Source organism: Pseudomonas sp. AN3A02 (assembly GCF_011765255.1).
Taxonomy (GTDB): domain Bacteria; phylum Pseudomonadota; class Gammaproteobacteria; order Pseudomonadales; family Pseudomonadaceae; genus Aquipseudomonas.
This window is the reverse complement of sequence record NZ_JAARNI010000010.1, coordinates 167,259-192,014: the sequence shown is the minus strand read 5'-3', so window position 1 is coordinate 192,014 and position 24,756 is coordinate 167,259. Positions and strand designations below refer to the sequence as shown.

Sequence of the window (24,756 nt, the reverse complement as noted above, 5' to 3'; positions counted from 1 at the left end):
AACATTCTGAATGTCCTCTAAAGCCCCCTTCTACCTCAATGCTGTTCACTTAAGGAGAAATGGCACTTACCCAGAAATGGGAAGCGCCGTTTTTCTTGGGCTTCGCCACAGCACCGAAAAGCAACAGCCTCGCCGGCTGCTTCTACCCGCTGAATCAGGAGTTGGCGTAATGGTCGTCGTACTTACCGCCCGCGACCTGACCCGTCACTACGAAGTGTCCCGTGACCTGTTCAAGGGCCACGCCCTGGCGCGCGCCCTCAATGGTATGTCGTTTGAACTGGAAGCCGGCAAGGCCCTCGCGGTGGTGCAACACGTCGCCGATGACGTGATGGTGATGTACCTCGGCCGCCCGGTGGGCGTGGATCCCAATACACCCAGGCGCTGCTATCGGCGACCCCGACCATTCATCCGGACCCGAACAAGCCGAAGATCAAGATCGTCGGCGAGCTGCCCAACCCGCTGAACCCGCCATCTGGCTGCGCCTTCCACAAGCGCTGCCCGTACGCGACCCAACTGTGCAGCACCGACGAGCCACTGTTGCGGCCACTCGACAACCGCCAGGTGGCTTGCCACTACGCGGAACAGTTCGTGGCCTGACCCACAAAAAATGCTCTGGGGTTAAGTCCAGGGCATCGACTGTGTTCTACAGCCCCTCTCGCCGGATAGCGCATCTGTCCGGTTTGAGGGGCTTTTTTTAGCGCGCTGTCACCATCACCTGCATCGCTATCATCGTCATCCGGGGGTGTTTGTTGATCATCATCGGCCTTGCACAGCCGTATTGGCCCACGCCGCAGACATGCCCAGTGACGCGTACTTAATCCTCACGAATGGAATCTTTTTGGGCAGTATCAAACGCCTTACAACGTACAAATCCTTCTATTTCATGAGTATGGGGAAGGCTAGGATGTTTGGCCGTGAACTTGAATGCCACAATTGCCAACTCCCGCCTCTCGCTCACAAAGGCACTGACTTTACCGGCGATCCCGTTCCACTTATATCGGTTATCGGAGTTGGGAATATATTCAGCGACCACATTGGCATTTAACGGCGCGTCCATCTCCCAGATTTCTTTACTACCGTGAAACCACAACTGAATGGCCCCACCTTCAACCCCTTTACCGCCGGCCCCCGTCAATACGATGTAAGAGCTGGATCTATACATCCCAACACGACTCGAATCAAAAACCTTTCCGTCAACGCTAAATATCAGCTCGCCTACGGATACCGTTTGTTCAACTGACATAGATAACTCCTTCCACCTTATGGATTTGAAAGAAGAGCTACTTCTCGTCCACTAAAAATAGAAGGAGGATTGACCAACGTCTACTGTCAAATCCGACAGTAGACAATAAGGAAACACGCAACCTGCGGCCGCCTCACCCCAGACTCTTTTGATGTTATTCACTCATGTTTCAATCAAAAAAAAGCCCCGGGTTTAAATCCAGGGCATCGAGTGGGTTTTACAGCGTGTCTCAAGTGTCGCTGTCACCATCACCCGCATCGCTATCATCGTCATCCGGGGGTGTTTGTTGATCATCATCATCCTTGGAGCCGCCCTGGTCCTCGTCACCAGGCTCGGATTCACTTTTGGCCAGCTGCCAACCACCTGCCTGTACCGTCTTCGCTGCCACAAACCCCGTGGAATGGCTTTGCACGGCCGTCGTGGCCCACGCGGAGGACATGCCCAGCGACAACATCACCAGCACTTTGAGCAACAGCACCACACGTTGAAAGATACTCATGGTCGATTTCCGTCCAGTCAGTAAGTAAATCCCGCACGACAGCCTTTTTCCGCCGCCAGCGTTGAAGTTAGTCCCCAAGCAGGGTTTTCGCCAGCGCAGTCCGGCGGCGCACTCAACTATTGCCATCATCGTAGGTTTGGCTGTCTTCACCCTCGTTATCCGGGTTCTCGGCGTCATCACTGCTGGTGGTGCTGGTTTGTGGCTTCCAGCTGCCGGAATTGCTTTCCTTGGTGCCGCTGGTCTTGCCTGTGTCCTTCCAGGTCTGGTCCCCTGTAGCGGCCAATAGCATCTCGCCCTGCACTGGCTGATGCGCCCAGGCTGACGATATGCCCAGGGACGCCAGTGCCAGCACTTTCAACAACAACACGACCCGCGGTAAAACACGCATGCTCATTTCCCTCCTGCCGGTGAGTACATCCCGTACTCAAGACGCTAGTCTCAATGCGCGTGTTTCGCCAATAGAGCTTGAGTATGTACATACCTTGTGCAGAGGGTTCTGTTGGGGTGGGTGGGGTGGGTTGAGTACATATCCGTTTCTTCGGTAACGGCTGCTTAGGGTTCCGCTCTTACAGCGGGTCACTTTTGGCAAACGCCCCAAAAGTAACCAAAAGGTCTTTGCCCCACCACTCGGTGCCTCGCCTAGGCTCGGCATGCCCGCACTCCGGCCCGATTCCGCGGGCCGCCGCGACGGGCCATCCATGGCCCGGCGCGGCTAAATCGGCTTCCCTGCCGATTTACCCGCTCCACCGTGCCTGCTTGCGGCCATCGTGGTTGACGGGGCCCGCAGATCAAGATCACAAGCAGATCAAAAGCAAGAGCACAGCGGCCTACCGGCCGGCTTGAGTGTTAGAAGCAGAGGCAAGATCCAGAGCGAAAGCAGGGCTGTTTTCCTGTAGGAGCGAGCTTGCTCGCGAAAAACCAGAGGGTGCCGCGTTCATCCAGGATGCCATCGTCATCGTTAACGACCTTCGCGAGCAAGCCCGCTCCCACATTTTGAACCGTGCCCGCTTTAGCTTCTGATTTTGCTGTTGCTGTTGCTGTTGCTGTTGCTTCACCACACTCAAGCCGGCCGGTAGGCCGCTGTGCTCTTGATCTGCTGTTGATCTTGATCTTAGGCGCCCCGTTAAACCACGCTGGCCGAACGCAGGCAGTACGGAGCGGGTAAACCGGCAGGACGCCGGTTTAGCCGCGACGGGGCAGGGACGCCCCGTCGCGGCGGCCCGCTTCGTGCTGCCGGAGTGCGGGCACACCGAGCCCAAGCGAGGTGCCGAGTGGTGGGGCAAGAGCGTTTTGCTTACTTTTGCGCTTTTCAAAAGTGAGCCGCTGTAAGAGCGGAACCCATACCAGCCATCACCCAAATAACGGATATACACCCCACCTACCCCTGCCCACACAAAAAAAGGGCGAAGCCATGACAGCCTCACCCTTTCGTCCACCGCTAACCCTTAATGGTGTTCGCGAGTCGCGCGGAATTTCACATCCGGCCAACGCTCTTCCATCAGCGCCAGGTTGACCCGGGTCGGGGCCAGGTAGGTCAGGTGCCCACCGCCGTCGATCGCGAGGTTTTCCACAGCCTTGACCTTGAACTCTTCCAGCTTCTTCTTATCGCTGCAATCAATCCAACGCGCGGAATACACGGTGATCGGCTCGTAGGAGCATTCGACCTTGTATTCCTCTTTCAAACGGCTGGCCACCACATCGAACTGCAGCACACCAACGGCGCCAAGGATGATGTCGTTGCTGCGCTCCGGGAAGAACACCTGGGTGGCGCCCTCTTCCGCCAACTGCTGCAAACCCTGGCGCAGTTGCTTGGATTTCAACGGGTCACGCAGGCGTACGCGGCGGAACAGTTCCGGGGCGAAGTGCGGAATACCCGTAAAGCCCAGCACTTCACCTTCGGTGAAGGTGTCGCCGATCTGGATGGTGCCGTGGTTGTGCAAGCCGATGATGTCACCGGCAAACGCTTCTTCCAGTTGCTCACGCTCGGAGGAGAAGAAGGTCAGGGCGTCGCCGATGCGCACGTCCTTGCCGGTACGCACGTGGCGCATCTTCATGCCCTTTTCATATTTGCCGGAGCAGATACGCATAAAGGCAATACGGTCACGGTGTTTCGGGTCCATGTTCGCCTGGATCTTGAACACGAAGCCGGCAAACTTCTCTTCCACCGGTTCAACGGTACGCTCGTTGGCAACACGTGCCAGCGGCTTGGGTGCCCAATTGACCACGGCGTCGAGCACGTGATCGACACCGAAGTTACCCAGGGCGGTACCGAAGAACACCGGCGTCAGCTGGCCGTCGAGGAACTCCTGCTGGTTGAACGCGTGGCAGGCGCCCTGCACCAGCTCCAGCTGGTCGACAAACCGGTCGTACTCGTCACCCAGGTGGGCGCGGGCTTCATCGGAGTCGAGCTTCTCGATGATTTTCACATCGGTCCGTTCGTGGCCATGGCCGGCGGTGTACACAATGATGTAGTCGTCGGCCAGGTGGTACACGCCCTTGAAGTCGCGGTAGCAACCAATCGGCCAGGTGATCGGCGCGGCCTTGATCTTAAGGACGGCTTCGATTTCGTCCAGCAGTTCGATCGGGTCGCGGATGTCACGGTCGAGTTTGTTGATAAAGCTGACAATCGGCGTGTCCCGCAGGCGGCAAACGTCCATCAGCGCGATGGTACGTGGCTCAACGCCTTTACCGCCGTCGAGGACCATCAGTGCCGAGTCAACCGCGGTCAGGGTGCGGTAGGTGTCTTCGGAGAAGTCTTCGTGGCCTGGGGTGTCGAGCAGGTTGATCATGTGGTCGCGATACGGGAACTGCATGACCGACGTGGTAATGGAGATACCACGCTGCTTTTCCATTTCCATCCAGTCGGAGGTGGCATGGCGGTCGGATTTACGGGATTTCACCGTGCCGGCCACCGCGATCGCCTTGCCCATCAGCAACAGCTTTTCGGTGATGGTGGTTTTACCGGCATCGGGGTGGGAAATAATGGCGAAAGTGCGGCGTTTCGCGACTTCGGCGGCCTGGTGGGTCATGGGAAATCGCCTGGCAGGTGAGTCAAAAAAGGGCGGCGAGTATAGCGCAAACCCGGGGTTACAGACCACCGTTCACCCCATTGGGGGTGGCTAATTGCTGCCAAGTATGGAACCTTTTAAAAGGTAGAGACGTCCACTCCCCTGCTATCGCACTCGTAACAGGGGCTGAAAAATCAGCAAGTTAGCCTGACGAGGCTGCGCTCATGGCTCGACCTCATACCGCGTTGCCGGTATTGGCGAGCTGCATTTCGCGACCATATTTGCCGACAGCCAGGAATGGCATTGCCGCTCGGAAATGTGTTCGCCGACAGAAGAAAAAAGGAGTCCGCCTGTGGCTATTCGCTATGGCAAAGGGCTTATAGGAGGAGCGGTTGTCGTCGCTCTCCTGGCCCTGCTGGTCCACTGGATCGGCATCAACACGATCGAACTGTACCGCGACGATTTGTTGTTTTACCTGCAAGCTCACTTGATCCTCGTCGTTGTTTCGATGCTGGCCGCCCTGATCGTAGGGATTCCCGCCGGTATCCTGCTCAGCCGACCGAATATGGTCGGGCGCGCAGAACGCTTCATGCAGATCTTCAACATCGGCAATACCGTCCCTCCCCTGGCCGTACTGGCCATCGCCCTCGGTGTCCTTGGCATCGGCAGCGGCCCCGCGATTTTCGCGCTGTTCCTCGCCTCGTTGCTGCCCATCGTGCGCAACACTTATGAAGGCCTGAAAAACGTTCAAGGCTCCCTGAAAGAAGCCGCCGTCGGCATCGGCATGACGCCGCGCCAGGTGCTGTTTCGCGTGGAACTGCCCAACGCCGTGCCGATCATCATCGGCGGTGTGCGCGTGGCCCTGGCGATCAACGTCGGTACCGCGCCCCTGGCGTTCCTGATTGGCGCCAACAGCCTGGGCAGCCTGATCTTCCCCGGCATTGCCCTGAACAATCAGCCGCAACTGCTGCTCGGCGCCGCGTGCACCGCGCTGCTGGCCTTGCTGCTCGACGGTCTGGTGACCATGGCCAGCCGCCTTTGGCTGGAACGCGGGTTGCGTCCGTCTTAAGGCTTTGGCCCCGTCTTGGGCCTGAAACAGGAATTCACATGAAAAAACTGACATTGATATTGAGCTGCGTCCTGCTGTTCGCAGGGTTTGCGCAAGCCGCTGAAAAACCGGTCATCCGTATCGGCGCCCGGGTGTTCACTGAACAGACCCTGCTCGCCGAAATCACTTCCCAGTACCTGCGCACCAAGGGTTACGACACCCGTGTGACCGGCGGCCTGGGCAGCAACCTGGCGCGCAGTGCCCAGGAAAGCGGGCAACTGGACCTGATCTGGGAATACACCGGCGTTTCGCTGGTGGCCTACAACCATGTTGACGAGAAGCTCGACAGCGAACAGTCCTACGCCCGAGTGAAAGAACTCGATGCGAAAAAAGGCCTGGTCTGGCTCTCCCCGTCGAAATTCAGCAACACCTACGCGCTGGCATTACCAGAGAACGTGGCCAAGGAATTCCCGCAGATCAACAGCATCAGCGACCTGACTGCGGCACTGGCCGAGAAAACCAAGGAAAACCGCCTGGTGGCCCTGGACACCGAGTTCGCCAACCGTTCCGACGGCATGGCCGGCATGGTCAAGCTGTACGAGATGAACCTGACCCGCAAAAACACCCGCCAGATGGACGCCGGCCTGGTTTACACCGCGCTGCGAAATGGCCAGGTGTTTGCCGGTTTGGTCTACACCACCGACGGTCGCCTGAACGCCTTCAAACTGAAGCTGCTGGATGACGACAAGCATTACTTCCCGGACTACACCGCAGCCCCCGTGGTGCGTCAGGTTTACCTCGACGCCCACCCGCAACTGGCCGCAGACCTTGCGCCCTTGGCCGCGCTGTTCGACGACGCAACCATGCGCCAGCTGAATGCGCGGGTCGACGTCGACCATGAAAGCCCATCCGCTGTGGCCGCAGATTTTCTGCGCCAGCATCCGATCAACTAAGAGGAGAAGACATGGAATTCCTGAACGCCTTTTCCCATCTTGATTGGGCACTCGTCCTGCAACTGACCTGGCAGCACATCACCCTGGTCGGCATTGCAGTGATCCTGGCAATCGTCGTAGGCGTGCCTCTGGGCGTGCTGATGACCCGCTTCCCGACCTTGGCCGGCCCGTTGCAAGCCAGCGCCACCGTGCTGCTGACCGTGCCGTCGATTGCGCTGTTCGGCCTGCTGCTGCCGTTCTATTCCAAGTTCGGCCAGGGCCTGGGGCCGATGCCGGCGATCACCGCCGTGTTCCTCTATTCCCTGCTGCCCATCATGCGTAACACCTACCTCGCCCTCACCGGCGTTGAGCCAGGCATCCGCGAAGCCGCCAAAGGCATCGGCATGACCTTCGGCCAGCGCCTGCGCATGGTCGAGTTGCCGATTGCCGTGCCGGTGATCCTCGCCGGTGTGCGCACCGCCGTGGTGATGAACATTGGTGTGATGACCATCGCCGCCACCATCGGCGCCGGTGGCCTGGGTGTACTAATTCTGGCTTCCATCAGCCGCAGCGACATGTCGATGCTGATCGTTGGCGCCGTACTGGTCAGTCTCCTGGCCATCTTCGCCGACCTGCTTCTGCAATGGCTGCAACGCACGCTGACTCCAAAAGGACTGCTCAAATGATCGAACTTCAAAACCTGACCAAGACCTTCCAAAGCAACGGTAAGACCATTACCGCCGTTGATTCCGTAAGCCTGACCGTCAACGAAGGCGAAATTTGCGTATTCCTCGGCCCGTCGGGCTGCGGCAAGAGCACCACGCTGAAAATGATCAACCGCCTGATCAAGCCGACCTCGGGCAAGATCCTGATCAACGGTGAAGACACCACCGACCTGGACGAAGTGACCCTGCGTCGCAACATCGGCTACGTGATCCAGCAGATCGGTTTGTTCCCGAACATGACCATCGAAGAGAACATCGTGGTGGTGCCCAAGCTGCTGGGCTGGGACAAGCAGAAATGCCATGACCGCGCCCGCGAATTGATGAGCATGATCAAGCTGGAACCCAAGCAGTACCTGCACCGCTACCCGCGTGAACTGTCCGGCGGCCAGCAACAGCGGATCGGCGTGATCCGCGCCCTGGCGGCGGATGCACCGTTGCTGCTGATGGATGAGCCGTTCGGCGCGGTCGACCCGATCAACCGCGAGATGATCCAGAACGAATTCTTCGAGATGCAGCGCGCGCTGAACAAGACCGTGATTATGGTCAGCCACGACATCGACGAAGCCATCAAGCTGGGCGACAAAATCGCGATCTTCCGTGCCGGCAAGCTGCTGCAGATCGATCACCCGGACACCCTGCTGGCCCACCCTGCCGACGAGTTCGTCAGCAATTTCGTTGGCCAGGACAGCACCCTCAAGCGTCTGTTGCTGGTGAAAGCCGAAGATGCGGCGGACAACGCGCCGTCGGTCAGCCCGGAGACGCCAGTGGCGGACGCCCTGGAGCAGATGGACGAGCTGGACCGTCGCTACGTGGTGGTTACCGATGCCGAGAACAAGGCGCTGGGCTATGTACGACGTCGCGACCTGCATCGTCAGACCGGTACCTGCGGCCAATACCTGCGCGAGTTCAACGCCACGGCGGCGTATGACGAGCATTTGCGCATCCTGTTGTCGCGCATGTACGAGTTCAACCGCTCGTGGTTGCCGGTGATGGATGCGGAGCGGGTGTTTCTGGGGGAAGTGACCCAGGAGTCGATTGCCGAGTACCTGAGTTCCGGTAAGTCCCGTGGGGGCAAGACCAGTATCGTGTCGCCTGCCGAGACTGCGCTCGCATGACCTGACACACCGCGGTCAAAATGTGGGAGCGGGCTTGCTCGCGAAGGCGGAGTGTCAGTCACCGGATGCATTGGCTGATACACCGCCTTCGCGAGCAAGCCCGCTCCCACATTGGATCTTCACTGTGCCTGAAACACCTCAAATTGCCCCTCCCGGGGAACATCAATCCGTCATACCGGTCGGTTACATAAGTAGCTGCACACGGCCTCACGACGAACGCGTGCAAAAACGCGACATTTTTAGTTGATCTATAGCCCCTCACGTCCTAAAGTTCGCGCCGAACGTCCATGCTGGAAACGATCCATCCGGCTCAAGTACTGACGACGAGACAGCAAGGCCAAGGGAAGCGGTTGATCCCATGGCCTTTTTGCTTTCGGCGACATGCCTTGGGAAGTAGGCGAACCAAAGTGGGGATACGGAGGACGTTCATTTGCACCCATTGATCAATTTAGTTTGCCCTTAGGAGTTCCCAGCATGTCGATTAACGTCGAAGACTATTTCGCACGCGCCACTTTTGACAAAATGAAGGCGTTTGCCGACAAGCAAGAAACCCCGTTCGTGGTGATCGACACCGCAATGATCAGCCAGGCCTACGATGACCTGCGCGCCGGTTTCGAATTCGCCAAGGTGTATTACGCCGTCAAGGCCAACCCGGCCGTCGAGATCATCGACCTGCTCAAAGACAAAGGTTCGAGCTTCGACATCGCGTCGATCTACGAGCTGGACAAGGTCATGGACCGCGGCGTCAGCGCCGACCGTATCAGCTACGGCAACACCATCAAGAAATCCAAGGACATCCGCTACTTCTACGAGAAAGGCGTGCGCCTGTTCTCCACCGATTCCGAAGCCGACCTGCGCAACATCGCCAAGGCCGCCCCGGGTTCGAAAGTGTATGTACGTATCCTCACTGAAGGCTCGACCACGGCCGACTGGCCGCTGTCGCGCAAATTCGGCTGCCAGACCGACATGGCCATGGACCTGCTGATCCTCGCCCGCGACCTGGGCCTGGTGCCTTACGGCATCTCCTTCCACGTCGGCTCGCAACAGCGTGACATCAGCGTGTGGGACGCGGCGATCGCCAAGGTCAAAGTGATCTTCGAGCGCCTGAAGGAAGAAGACGGCATCCACCTCAAGCTGATCAACATGGGCGGCGGCTTCCCGGCCAACTACATCACCCGCACCAACAGCCTGGAAACCTACGCAGAAGAAATCATCCGCTTCCTCAAGGAAGATTTCGGTGACGACCTGCCGGAAATCATCCTGGAGCCGGGCCGTTCGTTGATCGCCAACGCCGGCATCCTGGTCAGCGAAGTGGTACTGGTTGCGCGTAAATCCCGCACCGCCGTCGAGCGTTGGGTATACACCGACGTGGGCAAATTCTCCGGCCTGATCGAAACCATGGACGAAGCCATCAAGTTCCCGATCTGGACCGAGAAGAAAGGCGAGATGGAAGAAGTGGTCATCGCGGGCCCGACCTGCGACAGCGCCGACATCATGTACGAGAACTACAAGTACGGCCTGCCGCTGAACCTGGCGATTGGTGACCGGATGTACTGGTTGTCTACCGGTGCGTACACCACCAGCTACAGCGCTGTTGAGTTCAATGGCTTCCCGCCGTTGAAATCGTTCTACCTGTAAGCCGGCGGCAAACAAAAAACCCATGACGCGTCATGGGTTTTTTTATGGGTCTCAATTCTCAACGATCTTCGCGAACGTGCCATAAGCGCAAAATATAAATCGTCGACTGCTGAATCTCGTAGCGCATCTCATAGTGTCCGACCAACAGCCTTCTCACATCTCGCGGCTCGAACTCTTCAATGCGTTCGCCGATTCGCGGATTGCTCAGCAAACTGATGGGAGCCTGAGAAAGTGATTGCACGGTACGCGCAGCTGCCGACCGATTTACAACGGAGAGAAAATCGAAAAGTCGAGCCAGATCTGATAAGGCCTTACTCGTCCATTTCAACTCCATCAGCGCGGTACCGGAAGCGGGTTATCAGTACTCAGGCTATCAGCCCAAGCTTGAACCGCATGCTGGTCTATTACGCGACCGGTATCGACATCCGCCATAGCCTCTCGCGTAAGCCGGCTGCGCTCCTCTTCTTGATCGACCCAGTCGGCAAGGGCCTGCTTGACGATCCAACCGCGTGAGCGGTCCATTCGCGCTGCCATCTGATCAACTTTTTGAGCCAGCGCCGCTGGAACGTGAGCTGTCAGGACTTTGGTATCGGCGCCCATAAAATCTCCTTCGCTGGTGCGTAACACACAGCCGATTAAGAATGAATCAGAGCCAATCATAGTGATTTAAACTTGTGCAGCAACCTCTGTATTCTGCCGCTCATCGTTTAGTTGAATCGCACGCAGTTGATAATCCTTGGCCAAAAGCCAGATTTCAGGTTGTTCTGCCTTTACCAACGCGCTGTAAGCCACCCGCAAGAACTTCAAATTCCCGCCCGCCAGTGCCTTGCGTAACCATTCCAGCGCCGTTTCTATCTCGCCCCGGTCCGCCAACACCGCCGCATAACTGAACTGCCCGCGAAAATCCCCGCCTTCTGCTGACCGGCGATACCACGCCACCGCCGCCTCCACATCCCTCGGGCAGAACTGCCCTTCTTCCAGATAACGCCCCAGCAGGTTCATCGACTTCGCATGACCCAGTTCCGCCGCCTGTCGATAACACGCCAGCGCCTGGGTTTGGTCTTCGGCAACCCCGCGCCCGGTCGCCAGCAGGTTGGCGTAGTTGTACAACCCCCAATCCAGACCCGCCTCGGCCGCCAGACGATATTCCCGCGCTGCCGCCACGGCATCCGCCCCACATCCCCAACCATGCTCCAGGCAACGCCCGAGCATATTGCGCGCCATTAAATGCCCGCCTTGGGCGGCGATCCGGAACCAGCGCACCGCCAGTGCTTCATCGCGCTCGATGCCGCGCCCTTCCAGCAGGATTTGCCCGAGCAGCGCCTGGGCATCCACAACGCCCTCTTTCGCGGCGATCAAAATCGCCTGGGCGGCGCGCACCGGGGAATCGTCGAGCATGGACTGCAGTTGCTCAACGTTGAGGACTTCTTCACGGCGCAATAAAAAGCCCACGGTCAGACCTCAACCCAGCGGCGCAGCAGGTTGTGATAGGTCCCGGTGAGCTGGATCAGCGCCGGGTGGTCGGGCACGTCCCGACTCAGTTGCTGGATCGCACCGTCCATCTCGAACAGCAGCGTCCGCTGGCTGTCTTCGCGCACCAGGCTTTGGGTCCAGAAAAACGAGGCGTAGCGCGCGCCACGGGTCACGGCGTTGACTTTGTGCAGGCTGGAGCCGGGGTACAGCACCATGTCGCCCGCCGGCAGCTTGACCCGCTGCAGGCCGAAGGTGTCTTGGATTTCCAGCTCGCCGCCGTCGTAGTCGTCGGGGTCGCTGAAAAATACCGTGGAGGACAGGTCGGTGCGCACGCGCTCGTGGCTGCCCTTGGACTGGCGCACGGCATTGTCGATATGAAAGTCGAAACTGCCACCGGCGGTGTAACAGTTGAGCAACGGAGGGAAGACCTTGTGCGGTAACGCCGCTGACATGAACAGCGGATTTTTCCACAGGCGATCAAGAATCGCCGCGCCGATTTCCTGCGCCAGTGGGTGGCCTTCCGGCAGTTGCAGGTTGTGTTTGGCCTTGGCCGATTGATGCCCGGCAGTGATTTTGCCGTCGGCCCACTCGGTGTGCGTCAGGGCTTCGCGGATGCGCAGCACTTCCTCGCGAGAGAACAGGCCGGGAACGTGCAGCAACATGGGGGCGTTACCTGAAAACAGTGAGGCGCCAATGGTAGTGATTCTTATTGACTGTGTACAACCCTACTGCCGCGCAATAGACGAACGAGAATGTAAAAACCGTAAGCAAAAAGTGTAAAGAACGTAAATTCAGTGCGAATAGTAATGTATCGCAATTGATATAAAGTCTTGTTCTCCCTATATTCCGCGGCCTCACCTCCTTGGGGAAAGGACACTTTCATGCCGCGCACTTCGATAAAAACACCTGCCAGTTCACCGCGTTTGCTGGCCTCGGCCATCGGCGTTGCCATCAGCGCAAGCTCTGCCGCCCAACTGGCGCAAGCGGCTGAAAACACCGAGCAGAAAGGCGAGCGCAACAGCATTTCCCTGGGAGCCACCAGCATCACCGGCCAGGAACAGGACAGCACGTCCTACCAGGTCGAGAAAGCCTCTTCGCAAAAGTACACCGCACCGCTGGTAGACACCCCGCGCTCGGTCACCGTTGTGCCGCAGCAAGTCCTCAAGGACACGGCCGCCACCTCATTGCAGGACGCGTTGCGCACCGTGCCGGGGATTACCTTCGGCGCCGGTGAAGGCGGCAACCCACAGGGCGACCGTCCGTTCATTCGCGGCTTTGACGCCCAGGGCGACACTTACCTCGACGGCGTGCGCGACACCGGCGGCCAGAGCCGCGAGATCTTCGACATCGAGTCCATCGAAGTCAGCAAAGGTCCCAATTCGTCCTTCGGCGGCCGCGGCTCGGCGGGCGGCAGCCTCAACCTGGTGAGCAAGACGCCACAGGCGCGGGACTTCACCAATGGCGGTTTCACCTATGGCTCCGACCAGACCCGCCGCTACGTGCTCGACGTCAACCGTCAGTTCCTCGACAGCGCGGCGTTCCGCCTGAACCTGATGAGCCACGAACAGAACGTCGCCGGGCGTGACGCCGTCAACTACGACCGTTGGGGCGTGGCCCCATCGCTGACCTTTGGCCTGGGCACCCCGACCCGCGTCAACCTCAGCTACTACCACATGGAAAGCAACGACCTGCCGGATTCGGGGATTCCGTATGGCTACAGCTCGCCGACCGCCACCGCCCACGTGCATGACAAACCCACCGATGGCGGTGACAGCAATAACTTCTACGGCCTGAAGAGCCGCGACTTCCGCAAGACCCGCGCCGACATAAGCACGGTCTCCATCGAGCACGACCTGAACGACAACATGACGCTGAAAAACACCCTGCGCCATGGCAACACCGGGCAGGACTACATCCTCACGCAACCGGACGACAGCAAGCGTAATGTCAGCCAGTTCGGCACCGTATGGCGCCGCGCCAACGCACGCGTGTCCACCACCGAAACCACCACCAACCAGACGGACCTGTTTGGCAGCTTCCAAGCCATGGGCTTCAAGCACTCTTACTCCACTGGCCTGGAATTTACCGGTGAAGAAACCCGCGTCAGCGGCTACAACTTCGGCAGCTCCAACAACGCGCAAGTGTGCAACCCCGGCACCGCGCCCAGCTGTACGTCGTTGAGCAACCCGAACCCGGGCGATCCGTGGACCAGCAGCATCGCGCGCAACTACAACGGCACCAACACCAAAGCCACCAGCCGTGCGGCGTATGTGTTCGACACCATTGAGCTGGACCCGCAATGGCTGCTGAACGTCGGCCTGCGCTACGACACCTTCGACACCGTGGCCAACACCAACGCGGTGCCAAGCGCTACCGTCAAGGCACGCAGCAAGATCAAGGACGACAGCCAGTTCTTCAACTGGCAGGCCGGCCTGGTCTGGAAGCCGGTGGAGAACGGCAGCATCTACGCGTCCTACGCCACTTCGGCATCGCCAGCCGGCGGCCTGGTGGGCGAAGGTGCCGATGGCAACCCGATGTCTGCCAGCGACCTGAAACCCGAAGAAACCGTCAACTACGAGCTGGGCACCAAGTGGGACATGTTCCACGACCGCCTGTCCCTGACCGCCGCGGTGTTCCGCACCGAGAAGAAAAACACACGCATCCTGGTGGACGCGCTGACCTATGAAAACGGCGGCGAGTCCCGCGTTGATGGTCTGGAGTTGTCCGCCAGCGGCAAGCTCACCGATCAATGGCAAGTGTTCGCTGGCTACAGCTACCTGAAAAGCGAACTGGTGGACCCAGGCTTGAACGGCCGTAACGGCGTCGTCAGTGCCGGCTCCAACAAAGGCAACCAGATGCCCAACACGCCGAAGAACACCTTCAGCCTGTGGACCACCTATGACGTGACACCAAAGCTGACCATCGGTGGCGGCGCGTTCTATGTCGACGAAGTCTATGGCGACGCGGGCAACACCGTTTACGTGCCGTCCTATACCCGCTACGACGCCATGGCCAGCTACAAGCTGACCAAGAACGTCGACCTGCAGTTGAACGTGCAAAACCTCACCGACAAGACGTATTACGACAAGGCGTTCGCGGCACACTTCGCCAACCAGGCAGCGGGCCGCACGGCGATGCTGACCACCAGTTTCCATTTCTAAACCGATACAAATCACCGCAAAAACCCCACGCATCGGATGCGTGGGGTTTTTGCGTGTAAAAAAGAATGTTTCTCGACAACTCGCGGCATAATGCGCGCCGTGAAACACCTAACCGATGACGAGGCCGTACGACGTGTTGAAGAAAACCCTGTTCCAGTTGCATTGGTTCTTCGGCATTACCGCCGGGCTGGTGTTGGCCTTGATGGGGATCACCGGCGCGACAGTGTCGTTCCAGGATGAAATCATCGAGTTGCTGAACCCGACGGTGCTGACGGTGGAAAAACGTCCGGCCGGCGTGCTGCCGCCCGCTGAGCTGGTGCGACTGCTGGAGGCCCGTGAAGGCAAAGTGGTGTCGATGCTCACGGTGCAACCCGACAGCACCGACGCCGCCAAGGTCTGGTTCACCCCGCCGCCCGGTGAACGTCGTGGCCAGATGCGCTACTTCGACCCGTACACCGGCGACTACTTGGGCGACGCCGTCGGCCAGGAGTTCTTCGGCTTCGTGCTGCAACTGCACCGTTTCCTCGCCATCGGCGACACCGGCCGGCAAATCACCGGCGCCTGTACGCTGATCCTGGTTTTCTTCTGCCTCTCGGGCCTGTACCTGCGCTGGCCGCGCCAAGTGGCCAGTTGGCGCGCATGGCTGACCCTCGACTGGCGCAAAAAGGGCCGCAGTTTCAACTGGGACCTGCACTCGGTGTTCGGCACCTGGTGCCTGCTGTTCTATCTATTGGCGGCGCTGACCGGGCTGTTCTGGTCCTACGAGTGGTACAGCAATGGCCTGACCAAAATGCTGTCCGACGCCCCGCAAAACGAACGCGTACGCAAACGCGGCCCGGCGCCGGAAGGCCCAGCGCCCGTGGCCAATTACGACGCCATCTGGAGCAGCATCTACAGCAACGCCGGCCCCGGTTTGAGCGGCTATAACATCCGGATGCCAGCGGTCGCCGGGCAACCCGCCACTGTCTACTACTTGCTGAAAACCTCGCCTCACGACCGCGCACTGAACCAGATCAACCTCGACCCGGCCACCGGCGAGGTCAAATCCCACGACACCTACGCCGGCAAAAGCTTCAAGGCTCAGATCCTGACCAGCATTTATGCACTGCACACCGGCAGTTATTTCGGCCTGCCCGGCCGCATCATCCTGACCCTCACCGCGCTGCTCATGCCGCTGTTCTTTATCACGGGCTGGCTGCTGTACCTGGACCGCCGCCGCAAAAAGCGCCAGGTGCGCGATGCGCGTAAAGGCCTGACCGATAACCACAGCGATGCCCCTGCCTGGCTGATCGGCTTTGCCAGCCAGAGCGGTTTTGCCGAGCAACTGGCCTGGCAGACCGCCGGCCAATTGCAGGCCGCCGGTTTGCCGGTGAAGGTGCAATCGTTGGGCAGCGTCAGCGAAGAAGATTTGCGCCAGTCGAGCAATGCATTGTTTGTGGTCAGCACCTTCGGCGACGGCGAAGCGCCGGACAGCGCCCGGGGGTTCGAACGCAGCGTGCTCGGCCAGGACCTCTCTCTCAAGGGCTTGAACTACTCCGTGCTGGCCTTGGGTGATCGCCAGTACCAACACTTCTGTGGCTTCGCCCGGCGCCTGCATTTCTGGCTGACCAACCAGGGCGGCAACCCGCTGTTCGCCCCGGTGGAAGTCGACAGCGGCGACACCGATGCGTTGCTGCACTGGCAACAACAACTCGGCCAACTGACCGGCCATGCACCCGCGGCGGCATGGGCCACCGCGACCTATGAAAACTGGACCGTGAAGCACCGTACCTTGCTCAATCCGGACAGCAGCGGCTCCGGCGTCTATCTGCTCGGGCTCACCCCGCCAGCCCCACGGGATTGGCTGGCCGGTGACCTGGTAGAAGTGCTGCCGCGTAATTGCCCATGGGCCATCGAACACTTCCTCGACGGCCTGGGACTGGCGGGCAGCGAAGGTGTGGTGATCGACGGCCTGGCATTCACCCTCGACCGCGCGTTGACCAGCCGCCAGCTACCGGACAATCGCGGGCATCTGGTCGGCCTGCATGCCCAGGCGCTGGTCAATGCACTGGTGCCGTTGAGCATGCGCGAATACTCCATCGCGTCGATCGCCGGCGACGGCGTGCTGGAACTGATCGTGCGCCAGGAACGTCACCCCGATGGCAGCGTGGGCGTGGGTTCCGGCTGGTTGACCGAACATGCACCACTGGGCTCGACCATCAGCCTGCGACTGCGGCGTAACAGTGGTTTCCATCTGCCGAGCGAGCCGGTGCCGATGATTCTGCTGGGTAATGGCACCGGCCTTGCCGGGTTGCGCAGTTTGCTCAAGGCGCGGATTGCCGACGGTCAGCAGCGCAACTGGCTGCTGTTTGGCGAACGCAATATCGCCCACGACTACCACTGCCAGGACGAGCTGCAAGGCTGGCTGGCCAGCGGTGACCTGGCGTTGCTGGACCTGGCGTTTTCCCGCGACCAGGCGGAAAAAATCTACGTTCAGGATCGCCTGCGTGAGTCGGCGGATGTGCTGCGTAAATGGATCGCGGATGGCGCGGCGATTTACGTCTGCGGCAGTTTGCAGGGGATGGCGGCGGGTGTGGATCAGGTGCTGCACGAGGTGCTGGGCAGTGAGGCGGTTGAGCGGTTGATCGAGCAGGGCCGTTATCGCCGGGATGTTTACTGACCCCCTGAAAATACACCGATCAAAATGTGGGAGCGGGCTTGCTCGCGAAGGCAGTGGATCAGTCGATACATCTGTTGACTGACACACCGCCTTCGCGAGCAAGCCCGCTCCCACATTGGCTCTTGTTCAGTAGGTAGATTGCATTGCAATCACACTGGCGCCAGCTTCTGCTCAAACACCGAGACGCCATCCAGGTCCCGCAAAATCACCGTCAGCTCCGCCGTCTGCCCGTCAATCTGCACCTCGCCAAAAAACTGGAACCCGGCAAACGGCGAACTGTTCTGCACCGTCGGTGCCTTCTCGAACACCACTTCCGGGCCAAAGGTTTTATCCAGCGGATTAGGCCCGAAACTCCCGGCGTTCAGCGGCCCGGCGACAAACTCCCAAAACGGCTCGAAGTTCTGAAACGCCGCTCGATCCGGATGGTAGTGATGGGCCGCGCAGTAATGCACATCCGCCGTGAGCCACACATGATTACGCACCTGTTGCGCTCGCAAAAACCCGAGCAATTCGGCGATCTCCAATTCGCGTCCCTGGGCCGGGCCCGGGTCGCCGTTGGCGATCGCTTCCCAACGTGGCACGCCGGGGCTGACTTCGCCATCGGGCACGCCAAGGCCAATGGGCATGTCCGCAGCGATGACTTTCCATTGCGCCTGGGAGGCTTTCAATTCGCGCTTGAGCCAGTCCAGTTGCTCACGCCCCAGGAACGGTTTTTCGCCGCCCAGGTTGTCGTCGTTCGGCCCGCGATAGCTGCGCATGTCCAACACAAAGACATCCAGCAACGGGCCGTAGCTGAGCTTGCGATAAATCCGCCCGCCCTGGTCGGCGCTTTGCCGGCGCATGGGTGAATATTCCAGCCAGGCCTGGCGCGCACGGCCTACCAACGTGTTGATGTCGCGGGTTTTGTAGCGCTCATCCAGCTGCTTGCTCGGCGACCAGTTGTTGATCACTTCGTGGTCGTCCCACTGCCAGATCTGCGGCACTTCCGCATTGAAGCGACGCACGTTTTCGTCCATCAGGTTGTAGCGATAGTTGCCACGGTATTCATTCAGGGTTTCGGCGACTTTGCTTTTGGCTTCGGTGGTGATGTTGCGCCAGATGCGTCCGTCTTCGGTGGTCAGTTGCGCGGGCACCGGGCCGTCGGCGTAGATGGTGTCGCCGCTGTGGATAAAGAAGTCCGGCAGGCGCAGGCGCATGGCTTCGTAGATGCGCATGCCGCCGATGTCCGGGTTGATGCCGAAGCCCTGGCCGACGGTGTCGCCGCTCCATACAAAACGGATATCCCGGCGTTGCTGCGGCACGCTGCGCAGGTGGCCAAACCAGGGCTCGCTGGCCACGCCGGTCTGGGCATCTTCGAAGTGCACACGGTAGAAAATCGCCTGGTCGACAGGCAGGCCGGTGAGTTCGACACGGGCGGTGAAGTCGGTGTGGCTGTCGGCCAGGGGCGAGACGAATTTGCGCGGGTTGCTGAACACACTGCGGGTGTCCCACTCCACCACCATCCGCGCCGGGCGGTCGCTGCGGCTCCAGATCATCGCGCGGTCGCCCAGCAGGTCGCCGGACTGCACACCGTCGGTGAGTTGCGGGCGATCCTTGACCGAGGCGATCACCGCAGGCGCGAGGCCCGGCAGCAACAGGCCGGCGCCGACGGCTTGCATCACACGGCGGCGACCGAGGTTGAAGTGGGTCATGCAGGTTCCCTCTCGAGCAGCAAAAGGGAAACTTAAGCATGAAGGGATGAACGAGTTATGACACCGGCTTGACCGTCAGCTCGACCACTTCGGGACGCTTGATCAACGCATACACCACAGCGGTCAACAAACTCCCCGCCACAATCGCCAGCAAATACAGCAGCGCATGGTTGATCGCATTCGGGATCAGCATCACAAACAACCCGCCATGGGGCGCCATCAGTTTGCAGCCGAAGTACATCGACAGCGCACCGGTCAGCGCGCCGCCGGCGATGCTTGCAGGGATCACCCGCAGCGGGTCCTTGGCGGCAAACGGAATCGCGCCTTCAGAGATAAAGCACATGCCGAGGATCAGCGCGGCCTTGCCGGCTTCGCGCTCGGTCTGGGCGAACTTGCGCCGCGCCAGCAAGGTGGCGATGCCCATGCCAATCGGCGGCACCATGCCGGCGGCCATGGTCGCGGCCATGGGGGCACCGCTTTGCGCCGCCAGCAGGCCGACGGAAAACGCGTAGGCCGCCTTGTTGATCGGGCCACCGAGGTCGACGCACATCATGCCGCCCAGCAAGATGCCCAGCAGCACGGCGTTGGTGGTGCCCATGGTGCTGAGGAAATCCGTGAGCCCGGTGAGCATCTTCGCCACCGGCGGCCCTACCAGGTAAATCATCGCAAGACCCGTGAACAAGCTCGCCAGCAACGGGATGATCAGGATCGGCTTGAGGGCTTCCAGGCTCTGGGGCAAACGGATCGCACGGCTGATGAATTTGACGCAGTAGCCGGCGAGGAAACCGGCAAAAATCCCGCCAATAAAACCCGCACCCAAGGTGCTGGCCAGCAGGCCGCCGATCATGCCGGGAGCCAAGCCCGGACGGTCGGCAATCGAGTAGGCGATATAACCCGCCAACAGCGGCACCATCAACATGAATGCTTGGTCGCCGACGGTTTTCAGCGCGGCGGCCAGGGTGCCTTTTTCTTCAAAGGCATGAATGCCGAACACAAACGACAGGGCGATCAGCAGACCACCCGCCACCACCATCGGCAGCATGAACGACACGCCGGTGAGCAGGTGTTTGTAGACGCCGGTCTTCTCCGGTTTGGCGGCAGCACCGCTGGCGGCGGATTCCTGCTTGCCTTCGGCCAGCGCCTTGTTGAGGGTCGCCTCGGATTGCTTGAGCGCAATCCCGGTGCCACAGCGGTAGATTTTCTTGCCGGCAAAGCGCTCGGTGGCGACTTCGATGTCGGCGGCCAACAGCACCACGTCGGCGTCACGAATCGCCTCGGCGCTCAGCGGCGTGCGGGCGCCCACCGAACCCTGGGTTTCCACCTGCAGGTCATACCCGAGGCGCTTGGCGGTTTGCTGCAACGCTTCGGCAGCCATGAAGGTGTGGGCGACGCCGGTCGGGCAAGCGGTGATCGCGACGATACGCGGCGTAGTTTTCGGCGGCGCCGCATCAGCTACCTGCACCTGGGCCTCTTCGACCCCGCGACGCAATACCGCGTCCACATCCTGCAGCGCCTGGGCCGGCGTGCTGCGGAATACGCGCTTGCCAACAAAACGCTGCATGTCCACCGGCGTGCTGCTGACTAGCAACACCCACTCGGCGGCTTCAATAGTGGCCGCCGACAATTGGCGTTCCGGGTGTTGCACGTCCACCACTTCGACGCTGGTGCTCCAGCCCTGGCGCTGCGCGGCAGCGTCGAGCAAGCGGGCGCACAGCACACTGGTGACCATGCCATTCGGGCAGGCAGTAACAATGGCTAACTTCATGACCAACCCTCTTATTGTTCTGTCAGCGGGCGCACGTGGACGCCGCTCTGCAATGACTCAAGCTGTGCCTCATCGGTGATGCCAAAACCGATTTGCGTAACCGCCATCGCGGCAATGGCGGTGGCGCGGCGCAGGGTTTGCTCCGGCGTATCGCCACTGAGCAAACCGTGAAGCATCCCGGCCAACAGCGAGTCGCCGGCGCCTACGGTACTGGCCACCGTTACCTTGGGTGGCGTGGCGTGCAGCGCCGTTTCCGGGCTGTACCAGCTCACGCCTGCGGCACCGTCGGAGACCACCACATGCTCAACACCTTGCCGATGCAGTTGGCTGACAGCATCCGTGGCATGACCGAGGGCATCGGCCAGTTCTTCGGTATTGGGTTTGACCAACCATGGGCCAGCCTTCAACCCGACGCGCAGCGCTTCGCCGCTGGTGTCCAGGGCGACTTTCAAACCGAGGTTTTTCAGTTGCTGCAGCAAGCCGTGGAACCACTGTGGGGTGATGCCGCGTGGCAGGCTGCCGGCGACCACTACCGCATCGAATTCAGGGCCGATCACCGCCAGTAGTTTCAGCAGTTGAGCTTGCGCCTGCTCACTCACCCACGGCCCCGGTGCATTGATGTCGGTGACCCGGCCATCCTGTTCGGCAATCTTGATATTGCTACGAGTTTCTCCTGGCACGCGAATGAACGCATCGCCAAACCCACGACTAGCGATCAGTGCATCGAACGCCTGCGGGTTTGCTGCACCGAGAAAACCGCCCACGCTCACCTGATGACCAAGGTCCGCCAGCACCTGCGCGACATTCACGCCCTTGCCGGCAGCATGGGTGATCATCGCTTCACTGCGGTTGACCTCACCCGGTTCCAGGCGCGCCAGGCGCACCGTCAGGTCCAACGCCGGGTTCAGCGTCAGGCTTAAAATCCTTGCCATTTACACGGCCTCCACAAGCGCACGCACTTCGGCGGGAGAACCCACCGCCAGGGCTTTTTGTGCCAGGCCTTGGGCCTCGCTCAGACTGAATTCACGTACCCGTGCCTTGACCTCGGGGATGCTGCGCGCAGACACGCTCAGCTCATCCACTCCCAGGCCGATCAGCACCGGAACTGCCAACGGGTCGGCTGCCAGCTCGCCGCACACGCCGACCCATTTGCCATGGGCATGGGCGGCGCGCACGGTGATGTCGATCAGTTGCAACACCGCCGGATGCAGGCCGTCAGCCTGGGCCGACAGCGTCGGGTGGCCACGGTCGATGGCCAGGGTGTATTGGGTCAGGTCGTTGGTGCCGACGCTGAAGAAGTCCACTTCCTTGGCCAGTACCGGCGCCAGCAACGCGGCCGACGGCACTTCGATCATGATCCCCAGTTGCAGGTCGGCCACCGGAATTTCCAGGCGCAGGCGCTCGGTCATGTCCCGGGCCTGGCGCCACTCGTCCACGCTGCCGACCATGGGGAACATGATGCGCAGTGGACGGTTGTCCGCCGAGCGCAACAGCGCGCGCAATTGCGCTTCCATAATCTGCGGACGTTGCAGGGTCAGGCGGATGCCACGCACGCCGAGGAAGGGGTTTTCTTCCTTGGCGATCGGCCAGTAAGGCAGCGGTTTGTCACCGCCCACATCGAGGGTGCGCACCACCAGTGGCCGACCGCCGAGGCCGTCGAGCACGCGGCGGTATTCGGCTTCCTGGGTGGCTTCATCCGGCGCCTGTTTGTGGGCCATGAAAATCAGTTCGGTGCGCAGCAGGCCGATACCTTCGGCGCCCTGCTCCACTGCGCTGGCAACCCCGGCGCTTTCGCCGATATTGGCGAACACTTCGACGGCATGGCCGTCGCGGGTCAGCGCCGGTTGATGGCGTTGCTCGGCAGCGGCTTGCAGGCGTTGTTCGCGGGTGTCGCGTTCTACGGTAGCGCGCTGCAAGGTGGCGGCGTCGGCATCGACATGCAGGCGACCGCGCTGGCCATCCAGCAGCAACGGCGTGCCCGAGGCCAGCAGCAACACCGCCGGGCCTGCGCCCACCAGCGCGGGAATGCCCAGGGCACGGGCGACGATGGCGCTGTGGGCAGTGGCGCCGCCACGTGCGGTGAGGATGCCGGCGACACGCACCGGGTCCAGGCGCGCGACGTCAGACGGGCCGACTTCGTCCATCACCAGAATGTAGGGTTCGTCGGGCTCCTGGGCGGTTTCGACGCCGCACAGTTGCGCCAGCACGCGGCGGCCAATGTCACGCAAATCGGCGGCGCGCTCGGCGAGCAAGGCGTCCTGCAACGACTCCTGCTGTTTGGCGGCCGCTTCGATCACGCTCATCCAGGCGGCTTCGGCGCTTTCGCCTTGCTTGAGGCGCGTCTCGACTTCGTCGGTCAGTTCCGGGTCGTCGAGCATCTCCTGGTGGGTGATGAAAATCTCGCGGATCGCCTTGGATTTACTGCGTTCGATCAGGCCCTGGATGTCCCGGCGCACGTCGGTCAATGCCGCATGCAGGCGTTGGCGCTCGATCGCCGGCGTCTCGCCGCGCAGTGGGTATTCGAAAGGTTGCAACACCTGGATATGCGCGGGGCCAATCGCGATGCCGGGGGCGGCGGCGATGGCCTGGATCAGGCTGCCGGACGCCGGCGCACTGAGCACCGGTTCGATGTCGACGACGACCTGCTGGGCGCTTACCGCTGGCAGCGGCTCGACTTCTTCGCCGAGGCCTTCTTCTACCGCCGCCAACAAGGCAGGCAAGGCGTCACCGGCAATGCCCGGTTCAGCGACAAATTCCAGCACCTGGCCACGGCGTGCACCAAGGCTCAGCAACTTGCTCAGGCTTTTTACCGACACCGCGCTGACATCGCCATCGACGATGCGCACACGGATTTCGCCGTCAAAACTTTTTGCCAATTGCGCGAGGATCTTCGCGGGCCGCGCATGCAGGCCGTGGGCGTTGGCCAGGGCGATGCGCACGCTTGGCCAGTCGGCCGGCAGTTCACCGCCGAGTACTTCCAGTACGGCGCGGCTGCTGGTGGCGCGACCGAGCTCCTGGCCGCGGCCTTCGATGAGCAAGGCGCACAAGCGTTCGAGCAAGGTTTGGTGGGCCTCGCCGAGGCTGGCCAGGCAGAACAGGCCGCTCAATGGCTGGCCCAAGTAACGCATCGGTTTGTCCGGGGTGACAAAAGCCAGGCCCGGGCGCTTCACCGTCTGCTCGCTGTGCAACCACCACAGGCCATCGCCCAGGGGCAACGCGTCGACTTGTTGCAGCACGGCGGCAAAGCCGTTGCTCACGCAATCGGCCTGGCGCAGCAGGCGTGCGCCACGCCACACCAGCTCTTCGAAATCGTCCGCCGACACGCCCAGACCAATCATCTGTGCGTCCAGCGCCAGCTCCTGCGGTGCGCCTTGCAGCAGTTTCAGCAAAGCTTCGGCGGAGCTGGCGCGGCGCAGGGCCTGGCCCAGGTCGGTCTCGCCAAGGGCGCGGGTCAACAGTTGCAGCAGGCGCAGGTGTTCGTCGGATTTGGCGGCAATGCCGATCGCCAGGTAAACGATCTGGCCATCGCCCCAATCCACACCTTCGGGAAATTGCAGCAGGCGCACCCCGGTGGCGAACACCTGGTCGCGGGTTTCGGGGGTGCCGTGGGGAATGGCGATGCCTTGGCCGAGAAAGGTCGAGCCTTGGGCTTCACGCGCTTGCAAGCCACTGAGGTAACCCTCGGCGACCAGGCCATCGGCCACCAGTTTTTCAGCGAGCAGTTGCAAGGCAGCAGACTTATCCACAGCCGTCTGGCCCATGGATATCTGCTCGTGGGTGAGCTCAAGCATGCCGTTCT

The 24,756-nt window shown here is 60.8% G+C and carries 19 protein-coding genes and 1 pseudogene; 8 read left to right on the top strand and 12 right to left on the bottom strand.

What is annotated here, in order from left to right:
* Window positions 1–295: 295 nt before the first annotated feature.
* Window positions 296–597 (top strand): annotated as a pseudogene (locus HBJ59_RS26630) (oligopeptide/dipeptide ABC transporter ATP-binding protein); the annotation flags it as partial.
* A gap of 217 nt (window positions 598–814) precedes the next feature.
* Here the strand turns inward: HBJ59_RS26630 and HBJ59_RS26625 are convergent.
* From HBJ59_RS26625 to HBJ59_RS26610, 4 genes are all read right to left on the bottom strand, one after another.
* Complete coding sequence (locus HBJ59_RS26625; RefSeq protein WP_167665269.1) at window positions 815–1,243, bottom strand: hypothetical protein; 429 nt, start codon at window positions 1,241–1,243, stop codon at window positions 815–817.
* Window positions 1,244–1,472: 229 nt separating this feature from the next.
* Window positions 1,473–1,742, bottom strand: a complete 270-nt coding sequence (locus HBJ59_RS26620; RefSeq protein ID WP_167665268.1) for a hypothetical protein — start codon at window positions 1,740–1,742, stop codon at window positions 1,473–1,475.
* Between the two features lie 112 nt (window positions 1,743–1,854).
* Window positions 1,855–2,130, bottom strand: a complete 276-nt coding sequence (locus HBJ59_RS26615) for a hypothetical protein (protein WP_167665267.1) — start codon at window positions 2,128–2,130, stop codon at window positions 1,855–1,857.
* A 1,057-nt stretch (window positions 2,131–3,187) separates the two neighbouring features.
* The gene (locus HBJ59_RS26610; RefSeq protein WP_076016505.1) at window positions 3,188–4,771 is read right to left on the bottom strand and encodes a peptide chain release factor 3; all 1,584 of its coding nucleotides are present in this window, start codon (window positions 4,769–4,771) and stop codon (window positions 3,188–3,190) included.
* Window positions 4,772–5,102: 331 nt separating this feature from the next.
* Here HBJ59_RS26610 and HBJ59_RS26605 point away from each other — a divergent pair, with 331 nt between their 5' ends.
* The 5 genes from HBJ59_RS26605 (at window position 5,103) to HBJ59_RS26585 (ending at window position 10,208) form a co-directional block, all read left to right on the top strand.
* Complete coding sequence (locus HBJ59_RS26605) at window positions 5,103–5,819, top strand: ABC transporter permease (protein ID WP_167665266.1); 717 nt, start codon at window positions 5,103–5,105, stop codon at window positions 5,817–5,819.
* A gap of 38 nt (window positions 5,820–5,857) precedes the next feature.
* Window positions 5,858–6,751, top strand: coding sequence for a glycine betaine ABC transporter substrate-binding protein (locus HBJ59_RS26600; protein WP_076016504.1), 894 nt, complete (start codon window positions 5,858–5,860; stop codon window positions 6,749–6,751).
* 11 nt (window positions 6,752–6,762) lie between these two features.
* Complete coding sequence (locus HBJ59_RS26595; protein WP_010175055.1) at window positions 6,763–7,416, top strand: ABC transporter permease; 654 nt, start codon at window positions 6,763–6,765, stop codon at window positions 7,414–7,416.
* Complete coding sequence (locus HBJ59_RS26590) at window positions 7,413–8,570, top strand: betaine/proline/choline family ABC transporter ATP-binding protein (protein WP_008437274.1); 1,158 nt, start codon at window positions 7,413–7,415, stop codon at window positions 8,568–8,570. Before HBJ59_RS26595 ends, HBJ59_RS26590 begins: the two co-directional genes overlap by 4 nt.
* A 474-nt stretch (window positions 8,571–9,044) precedes the next feature.
* The gene (locus tag HBJ59_RS26585; protein WP_076016503.1) at window positions 9,045–10,208 is read left to right on the top strand and encodes a type III PLP-dependent enzyme; all 1,164 of its coding nucleotides are present in this window, start codon (window positions 9,045–9,047) and stop codon (window positions 10,206–10,208) included.
* 58 nt (window positions 10,209–10,266) lie between these two features.
* Here the strand turns inward: HBJ59_RS26585 and HBJ59_RS26580 are convergent, their stop codons facing one another.
* The 4 genes from HBJ59_RS26580 to HBJ59_RS26565 form a co-directional block, all read right to left on the bottom strand.
* A complete protein-coding gene (locus HBJ59_RS26580; protein WP_076016502.1) occupies window positions 10,267–10,542 on the bottom strand; it encodes a type II toxin-antitoxin system RelE/ParE family toxin in 276 nt (91 codons plus the stop codon).
* Window positions 10,542–10,808, bottom strand: a complete 267-nt coding sequence (locus HBJ59_RS26575) for a CopG family ribbon-helix-helix protein (RefSeq protein WP_076016501.1) — start codon at window positions 10,806–10,808, stop codon at window positions 10,542–10,544. The genes HBJ59_RS26580 and HBJ59_RS26575 overlap by 1 nt, the downstream gene beginning before the upstream one ends.
* A gap of 66 nt (window positions 10,809–10,874) precedes the next feature.
* Window positions 10,875–11,660 (bottom strand): tetratricopeptide repeat protein, encoded by a 786-nt coding sequence (locus tag HBJ59_RS26570; RefSeq protein ID WP_167665265.1) that lies wholly within the window; start codon window positions 11,658–11,660, stop codon window positions 10,875–10,877.
* 2 nt (window positions 11,661–11,662) lie between these two features.
* On the bottom strand, window positions 11,663–12,343 hold the full coding sequence (locus tag HBJ59_RS26565; RefSeq protein ID WP_167665264.1) for a Fe2+-dependent dioxygenase: 681 nt from the start codon (window positions 12,341–12,343) through the stop codon (window positions 11,663–11,665).
* A gap of 219 nt (window positions 12,344–12,562) precedes the next feature.
* Here HBJ59_RS26565 and HBJ59_RS26560 point away from each other — a divergent pair, with 219 nt between their 5' ends.
* The gene (locus tag HBJ59_RS26560) at window positions 12,563–14,842 is read left to right on the top strand and encodes a TonB-dependent siderophore receptor (protein WP_167665263.1); all 2,280 of its coding nucleotides are present in this window, start codon (window positions 12,563–12,565) and stop codon (window positions 14,840–14,842) included.
* A gap of 133 nt (window positions 14,843–14,975) precedes the next feature.
* Entirely contained in the window at window positions 14,976–17,501 is a 2,526-nt protein-coding gene (locus tag HBJ59_RS26555; protein ID WP_167665262.1) for a sulfite reductase flavoprotein subunit alpha, read from the top strand.
* A gap of 149 nt (window positions 17,502–17,650) precedes the next feature.
* Here HBJ59_RS26555 and HBJ59_RS26550 read toward each other — a convergent pair whose 3' ends face one another.
* Genes HBJ59_RS26550 through ptsP form a run of 4 tightly spaced genes read right to left on the bottom strand, consistent with a single transcriptional unit; the run spans window position 17,651 to window position 24,748 of the window.
* A complete protein-coding gene (locus tag HBJ59_RS26550) occupies window positions 17,651–19,192 on the bottom strand; it encodes an alkaline phosphatase (RefSeq protein ID WP_076016497.1) in 1,542 nt (513 codons plus the stop codon).
* 55 nt (window positions 19,193–19,247) lie between these two features.
* The gene (locus HBJ59_RS26545; RefSeq protein WP_167665261.1) at window positions 19,248–20,957 is read right to left on the bottom strand and encodes a PTS fructose-like transporter subunit IIB; all 1,710 of its coding nucleotides are present in this window, start codon (window positions 20,955–20,957) and stop codon (window positions 19,248–19,250) included.
* An 11-nt stretch (window positions 20,958–20,968) separates the two neighbouring features.
* Entirely contained in the window at window positions 20,969–21,889 is a 921-nt protein-coding gene (gene pfkB, locus HBJ59_RS26540; protein WP_076016495.1) for a 1-phosphofructokinase, read from the bottom strand.
* Entirely contained in the window at window positions 21,890–24,748 is a 2,859-nt protein-coding gene (ptsP, locus tag HBJ59_RS26535; protein WP_167665260.1) for a phosphoenolpyruvate--protein phosphotransferase, read from the bottom strand. It abuts the gene before it with no gap.
* Window positions 24,749–24,756 lie beyond the last annotated feature (8 nt).